The organism is Mycobacteriales bacterium (assembly GCA_030697205.1).
Taxonomy (GTDB): domain Bacteria; phylum Actinomycetota; class Actinomycetes; order Mycobacteriales; family SCTD01; genus JAUYQP01.
This window is the reverse complement of sequence record JAUYQP010000024.1, coordinates 44,614-51,148: the sequence shown is the minus strand read 5'-3', so window position 1 is coordinate 51,148 and position 6,535 is coordinate 44,614. Positions and strand designations below refer to the sequence as shown.

At 71.7% G+C, this 6,535-nt stretch carries 10 protein-coding genes; 4 read left to right on the top strand and 6 right to left on the bottom strand.

Features of this window, described 5'->3' with window-relative positions; translation table 11 throughout:
• Positions 1-137: 137 nt before the first annotated feature.
• Both Q8R60_07995 and msrA read right to left on the bottom strand, forming a co-directional pair.
• The gene (locus Q8R60_07995) at positions 138-851 is read right to left on the bottom strand and encodes a hypothetical protein (GenBank protein MDP3712410.1); all 714 of its coding nucleotides are present in this window, start codon (positions 849-851) and stop codon (positions 138-140) included.
• A 31-nt stretch (positions 852-882) separates the two neighbouring features.
• On the bottom strand, positions 883-1,545 hold the full coding sequence (gene msrA / locus Q8R60_07990) for a peptide-methionine (S)-S-oxide reductase MsrA (GenBank protein MDP3712409.1): 663 nt from the start codon (positions 1,543-1,545) through the stop codon (positions 883-885).
• Positions 1,546-1,812: 267 nt separating this feature from the next.
• Between msrA and Q8R60_07985 the strand changes: the two genes are divergently transcribed.
• Entirely contained in the window at positions 1,813-3,006 is a 1,194-nt protein-coding gene (locus Q8R60_07985; protein ID MDP3712408.1) for a right-handed parallel beta-helix repeat-containing protein, read from the top strand.
• Here Q8R60_07985 and Q8R60_07980 read toward each other — a convergent pair.
• Positions 3,003-3,485, bottom strand: coding sequence for a MarR family transcriptional regulator (locus Q8R60_07980; protein MDP3712407.1), 483 nt, complete (start codon positions 3,483-3,485; stop codon positions 3,003-3,005). The two genes, Q8R60_07985 and Q8R60_07980, sit on opposite strands and share 4 nt — an antisense overlap.
• 79 nt (positions 3,486-3,564) lie before the next feature.
• On the opposite strand from Q8R60_07980, the gene Q8R60_07975 reads away from it, so the two are divergent.
• From Q8R60_07975 to Q8R60_07965, 3 genes are all read left to right on the top strand, one after another.
• Complete coding sequence (locus Q8R60_07975; protein MDP3712406.1) at positions 3,565-4,101, top strand: VOC family protein; 537 nt, start codon at positions 3,565-3,567, stop codon at positions 4,099-4,101.
• A 21-nt stretch (positions 4,102-4,122) separates the two neighbouring features.
• The gene (locus tag Q8R60_07970; GenBank protein ID MDP3712405.1) at positions 4,123-4,347 is read left to right on the top strand and encodes a hypothetical protein; all 225 of its coding nucleotides are present in this window, start codon (positions 4,123-4,125) and stop codon (positions 4,345-4,347) included.
• Positions 4,348-4,701: 354 nt separating this feature from the next.
• On the top strand, positions 4,702-4,911 hold the full coding sequence (locus Q8R60_07965) for a hypothetical protein (protein MDP3712404.1): 210 nt from the start codon (positions 4,702-4,704) through the stop codon (positions 4,909-4,911).
• Between the two features lie 110 nt (positions 4,912-5,021).
• Here the strand turns inward: Q8R60_07965 and Q8R60_07960 are convergent, their stop codons facing one another.
• The 3 genes from Q8R60_07960 to Q8R60_07950 form a co-directional block, all read right to left on the bottom strand.
• The gene (locus tag Q8R60_07960; GenBank protein MDP3712403.1) at positions 5,022-5,210 is read right to left on the bottom strand and encodes a DUF1508 domain-containing protein; all 189 of its coding nucleotides are present in this window, start codon (positions 5,208-5,210) and stop codon (positions 5,022-5,024) included.
• 94 nt (positions 5,211-5,304) lie between these two features.
• On the bottom strand, positions 5,305-5,775 hold the full coding sequence (locus tag Q8R60_07955; GenBank protein ID MDP3712402.1) for a VOC family protein: 471 nt from the start codon (positions 5,773-5,775) through the stop codon (positions 5,305-5,307).
• A complete protein-coding gene (locus tag Q8R60_07950) occupies positions 5,772-6,521 on the bottom strand; it encodes a pirin family protein (GenBank protein MDP3712401.1) in 750 nt (249 codons plus the stop codon). Before Q8R60_07950 ends, Q8R60_07955 begins: the two co-directional genes overlap by 4 nt.
• Between the last annotated feature and the right edge of the window lie 14 nt (positions 6,522-6,535).

Genomic DNA, 6,535 nt, shown 5'->3' with positions numbered 1-6,535 from the left:
GCCGGCATCGTCGTCGACCGCGTCCACGACTCCAACGTCGCCCGGTCTTGCTCCGTCAGTTCCACCACAGCAGTAGATGGCATGAGCCATCGTGACTGCCAACGCCGGCTATGTAAAGGAACTAATGCCGCACGACACTAGTCGGCCAGCGCCTCGACCGGTGCGGGCCGGCGGCGCGCGTCCCACCGGGCGAGCAGCCACGGGGCGGCGGCGAGCCCCGCCGCGTCGAACCACGCGTAGCCACCGGCGATCCCCGAGGGCGGGTTGCCGATCGTGATCAGCCCGGTCGGGTCGTGGGTCTGCCAGGCCCAGGTGCCGAGGCCGGTGCCGACCAGCTCGAGGTAGCTGACGACGACGAACGCGCCGGCGTAGGTCAGCGGGCTGCGGCCCCGCACGGTGAAGACCACCAGGCAGGCGAACCAGAACAGCCCGAGCGCGTCCGGCCGGTCCGACAGCGTGACGCCCCACAAGGCCCAGGCCCCGCACAGCGCCAGCGTCGTGCCGACGAAGGCCCGCTCGTGGCGGACCGCCCAGGCGGAGCGGCCGAGCAGTAGTGCCGCGAGGTAGACCAACCCGTGGCCCGGCGGGACGAAGGCCGGGACGTTGTCGAGGCGGTAGACGTAGACCCCGAGCCAGCCGGCGAAGACGTACTCGACGACGGTCGCGAAAGCGACAACGACGCCGACCTGGACCCGCGTCTCGCGGCACTCGGCCCGCAGCAGCACGGCGAGCAGCGCCCAGGTGCCGAGGCCGAGCAGCCGCTGCTGCCCGAGCGAGGCGACCTGGTCGAGCCCGAGCACGACGAGCACCCACACCCCGACGACCGCGGGGGTCCGGAGGTCGGCGGGCACCTGTCGAGGCTAACCGCCGGGAGCGCAGCGGTCAGTCCGAGGCGACGCCCGTGCCGATCGGGCAGGACACTCCGGTGCCCGTCATCGAGCAGTAGCCGTGCGGGTTCTTGGCGTCGGAGAGGTACTGCTGGTGGGAGGGCTCGGCGTTGTAGAACGGCCCAGCCGGCACGATCTCGGTCGTGATCGGGCCCTTGCCCGCGCGTGCCAGCGCTGCGGCGTAGGCCTCCCGCGACGCCCGGGCGGCCGCGAGCTGCGCGTCGGAGTGGGTGTAGACGGCCGACCTGTACGTCGTACCGACGTCGTTGCCCTGCCTCATCCCCTGCGTCGGGTCGTGGGCCTCCCAGAAGGCCTTGAGCAGCGCCTCGTAGGTCGTCTGCGTCGGGTCGAAGACGACCCGCACGACCTCGGTGTGACCGGTCAGCCCGGTGCAGGTCTCCTCGTAGGTCGGGTTCGGCGTGATCCCGCCCTGGTAGCCGACCAGCGTCGTCCAGACGCCGGGCTGCTTCCACATCGACCTCTCGGCGCCCCAGAAGCAGCCCATGCCGACGTCGAGCACCTCGAGGCCGTCGGGGTAGGGGCCCTCGAGCGGCGTGCCGAGCACGGTGTGCGGCTCGCTGAGCCGGATCGGCGTGTCACGGCCGGGCAGCGCCTCCTCCGGAGTCGGCAGCTCGACCTTCTTGCGCAGCGACCACACGAGGGACCTCCAGGAGTACGACGGAACGCTCTGCTCTGCTCAACCGGCCGGGCGGGCCGGTCGTTCCCGGGACGTTCGTGACGGACCGGTGACACGGACGGGTGACATGAGGGTGTCCGCCCGTCACTCCAGAGCGCCCCGGCCGTTGTCGAGAGCACACAGCGAGTGCAACGGGCCGGACACGCCCCGCAGGCCCTGTCCGGGTCTGCACGGGTCTGGCCCTACAGTCGCCGCATCCAGCAGCACGGCACGGGGGGACAGGACAGCTTGCGCACGCGCACCGCTCTCGCGGCCCTGCCGCTCGCCCTGCTCGGACTGGCCTCGACAGCCACGGCCCTGCCGGGCGTCTCCGTGTCCGGCATCTCCGTGCCGGACGTGCCGACCGGGCTGCCCGAGGCGTGCCACACGTGGGTGCCCGCCAACGGGTCGCTGCAGCTGGCCGTCGACACCCACCAGTGCGTCGCGGTCCCGCGCGGGACCCATGTGCTCGACCGCGCCCTACGCGTCCCCGGCGGCCACCTGCTGCGCGGCGTCGAGGGCGCGGCGCGCAACGAGGTCGTGCTCCTGGCCCGCCGCAACGCGCCCTGGCCGCAGGAGATCGGCGTCGTGAAGTCGGCTCCGCCGTACGAGCGCCCGGTCACCATCACGGGCATCACCGTCGACGGCAACAGCCAGCGCAAGCACTCCCTGCAAGGTCGGGCCGACGTCCGCGACGGCGCCCACGTCGGCATCAGCGCGCCGTCGATGATCGTCCACGACGTGGAGGTCCGCAACGCGCGCTGCGTCGGGATCAGCGCCTACGAGGACCTCGTGTCGCTCAACCTCTTCACGACCGTCATCACCGTCAGCACGATCCACTCCAACGGCTTCGAGTGCACCAAGGCCGCGGCACCGCCCGGTGCCGGCATCTACATCCACCCGGTCGGTGACGCGACCGACCGGGTGATCATCTCGGGCAACACCATCCGCGACAACGACGGCAGCGGCGTCGACCTCGACGGCGTCGACGGCGGGGTGCTGTCCGGCAACACCATCACCGACAACAGCAAGGTCGACGGCTTCGCGGCGATCAGCCTCGTCGACGCGAGCAACTGGGTGATCAGCGGCAACACCGCGAGCAACCCGCGCGGCCGCGGCAAGGTCAACTGCCCCGGCGGCCCAGCGGGCTCGGGGGCGTCGGCGCTGTTCATGTGCGCCCGCAACCGCGACGTCACCGGCAACGTCGTCGTCGGCAACAGCTTCTCGAGCCACTACGCGATCCTCGTCAACCGGGTCCGGGGCCACGCGGTCGGCAACGTGCTGCGCGACAACACGGTGTCGAGCACCAGCAAGGTCCGCTGCGGCGAGGGCAACCCGGTCGACGCCAACACCTGGCAGGGCAACAACTGCCAGACCGGCGCGGTCGCCACCGCCTCGAGCGAGCCGCCGGTCTACTTCACGCCGGGCAAGAAGAAGCCCTAGCTCTCGGCACGGGCGCCGGCCTGCTCGCACAGGCCGTCGAGGTGGGTGACCAGCGCGTCGGAGATGCCCCGCAGGGCTGTGACCTGCTCGCGGGTGAGCTGATCGAAGAGATGGGTCCGCACGCCGTCGACGTGGGCCGGAGCCGCCTTCTCGAGCACCGAGAGGCCGACGTCGGTGAGCACGCACATCTGGCCGCGCTTGTCGCCCTCGCAGGCCTCGCGCCGCACCCAGCCCTGCTCCTCGAGTCGGGCGACGGCGTGCGACAGCCGGCTGCGGCTGCTGCGTGTGCGGTCGGCGAGCTCGCTCATCCGCACGGTGCGCGCGGGCGCCTCCGACAGGTGCACGAGCACCTCGTAGTAGCTCTGCGGCATGCCGGAGTCGCGCTGCAGCTCCCGGTCGAGCTGGGCGTGCAGGGCGGCCGTCGCGTGCAGGAAGGCGCGCCAGGTCCGCTGCTCGTCGTCGTCCAGCCACCTCGTCATGGCTCAGACCCTACCCGGAACAGTTGAACACTCAACCACGTTGTGGTCTGATGTCCGCACCGTCACGAGGAGCACTGTCATGGCCGTCACCCGCCTCAACCACGCCGTCCTCTACGTCCGCGACGTGGAGCGCTCGGTGGCGTTCTACTCCGACCTGCTTGGTTTCCGCAAGGTCATGGGCTTCCCCGGCGCGGCGTTCCTGCAGGCCGGCGGGTCGACCAACGACCACGACCTCGGGCTCTTCCAGCTCGGCCCCAACGCCGGCGCGTCGGCCGCCGGACGCTCGACGGTCGGGATGTACCACCTCGCCTGGGAGGTCGAGACCCTCGAGCAGCTCGAGGAGCTGCAGATCACCCTCGCCGCCGCCGGTGCGCTCGTCGGCGCCTCCGACCACGGCACGACCAAGAGCCTCTACGCCAAGGACCCCGACGGTCTGGAGTTCGAGGTCGTCTGGCTGGTGCCGGCCGACCTGCTCGGCCAGGCGGCCATCGACGCGGGTCGCTCCGGCATCCGCCCGCTCGACCTCCCGAAGGAGAAGGCGCGCTACGGCGGCGCGACCCGCGGCGGGCTCGGCATCTCCGTCCCGCTCGGCGTCACCGCCGAGGTGCGCGTCTGAGCGCTGGGGCAGACTGTCCCGGTGCCCGGACCCCGTGACCTCGACCGGAGCGCGGAGCAGCTGCTGACGCGCACCCTCAGCGATCGCGCCCGCGCCGCGCGCGTCAGCGTCGTACTCCTGGTGATCGTCGGGGCGACCGTCGTCGCCGGGCTCGCGGCCCTGGCCCGCGGCAGCGTCTGCACCGCTCTGGACAAGCAGGCCGGCGGCACCTACTGCGTCGCCGCCCCCACACCCACCCCCTCCTGACCCCGCCGCCTCCTTCCTTTCGCTTGTGCGCCCGGGTCGGCGCTAGCGCGGTGCCGTAGCGCCGACAGCGGCGCACAGGCGGAAGGAGAGAGGGGTGGGTGGCGAAGACCCCCACATGACACGACGTACGCCGACGCGGCTCGCCCTGCTCGGCAGCTCCTCGCGCTACTGGGCGCGCTGTCGGGCCTGCCCAGCGACGCGGCGGTCCCGAAGGACGGCGTCGTACGCTTCACCGCCGGCGGCAGCACGGTCCAGCCCGCGAAGGGCTGGCGGCTCGTCCCGTCGCGGACCACCTTCACCGGCGCCGCCGAGCCCACCATCGGCGTCACCGCCGATGGCACGGTCTTCTCCGACGTGCAGACCAAGGTCGTGCGCTCGAAGGACCGCGGCCGGACCTGGCAGGACGTCACGCCCCCCGGCCATGTCACCTCGCTCGACCCCTACCTCTACGTCGACAAGCGCACGTCGCGGGTCGACAAGTCCGACCTCGCCGGCACCTGCCAGCTGCTGTCCTTCGTCGACTCCGGCGGCCGCCGCCTCGTCGTCGCGAGCCTGTCCCGCTGAGGCCGCTTCGGTGCGCTCGGCGATGAACGACGGCATCCCGGCACGCCGGAAGCCGCGCTCGTAGCTCGCGAGCGCGGCCTCCGGGGACAGTGGGACGGTCAGCCCTGCTGCTACTTCTCGACCTCGGAGACGGGGCCGTCGTACGCGCCCTTGAGCAGCTTCTCCAACGTGCTCTTCGCACTGGCCTTGCTGCTGTAACCCTGGCCGCCGTCGGTCGCGACGACCTGGCCGTTGCTGGCGTAGACCCGGAAGCCGAAGTTGCCGTCCTTGCGCTTGAAGAGCTCGCCCTTGCCCGGCATGTCCCACACCCCTGCCACTGCGACCGACCCGATGCCGACCGTGGTGGCCGACCCTAGACCGGTGCGGCGCGCAGCGGTAGGCGTTCGGGCGGATTCAGAGGACCTGGTTGCCGTACATCTCACCGAGCGGGTCGGCGATCAGCTCGAGCCGGGCGCCGTCGGGGTCGCGGAAGTAGACCGACACCTCGCTGTGCACCTCGTGCTCCACACCGGCCTCGCGCAGCTTGCCGACCAGGTGCTCCCACCGCTGCGGCTCGACCGAGATCGCGACGTGGTGCAGCCCCCCGAGGACCTCGGCGTAGGGCCCGACGTCGAGGCCGGGGAAGTCGAAGAAGGCCAGCAGGTTGCTGTTGCCGATGTCGAAGAAGAAGTGCGACGAGCCCGGGTAGTCGCGGTTGTCGATGAGCTCGGTCAGCGGGAACTCCAGCACCCCCTGGTAGAAGCGGATGGTCCGCTCCACGTCGCTGGAGATGAGGGCCGTGTGGTGCAGGCCGCGCGCCGACGACTGCGGGCGCTCGGCGGCCGGGCGCAGGTAGGTCTCGATGAGCTGTTCGCGATCGGTCATGCCGCCACCGTCGCACGCATCTCCCAGACGAGCACCTCCGCGTCGTCAACCGCGGTCACGCGCTGCCCGCCGGTCGCGGTGAGCCGCACCGAGTCACCCGCCTGGAGCGGGCCGGCCCCCTCGAGGTCGACGCTCCCCCTCGGGAGGAACACATGCAGGTACGCCGCCTCCGGCAGCACGACGCTCTGCCCCGGCGCGAGCCGCGCGGCATGCAGCGCCGCGTCACGCTGACGGATCCGGATCGCCGCGTCGTGGCCGTCCATGCCCGAGGCGACCGGGACGAGCGCGCCGGACAGCAGGTCGGCGTCGATCTCGCGCTGCTCGTAGCCGGGCTCGACGCCGCGCTCGTCGGGCAGGACCCACATCTGCACGAAGTGCACGGGCTCGTCGTGCGGGTCACCGGACAACCGCCACGAGTCGTTCTTCTCCGAGTGCAGGATGCCGCGCCCGGCACTCATCCGCTGCGCGAGCCCGGGGTAGATGACGCCGGTGTGGCCGGTCGAGTCCTGGTGGACCAGCGAGCCGCGCAGCACCCAGGTGACGATCTCCATGTCGCGGTGCGGGTGCGTCTCGAAGCCCGCGCCCGCACGGACGACGTCGTCGTTGTTGACGAGCAGCAGCCCGTGGTGGGTGTTGGCCGGGTCGTAGTGCCGCCCGAAGGAGAACGAGTGCTTCGAGTCGAGCCAGTCGATCCTGGTCGCGAAGCGGTCGGCGGCCCGGCGGACGTCGAGGACAGGGGTGGTCATGCCAGCCGTAACGC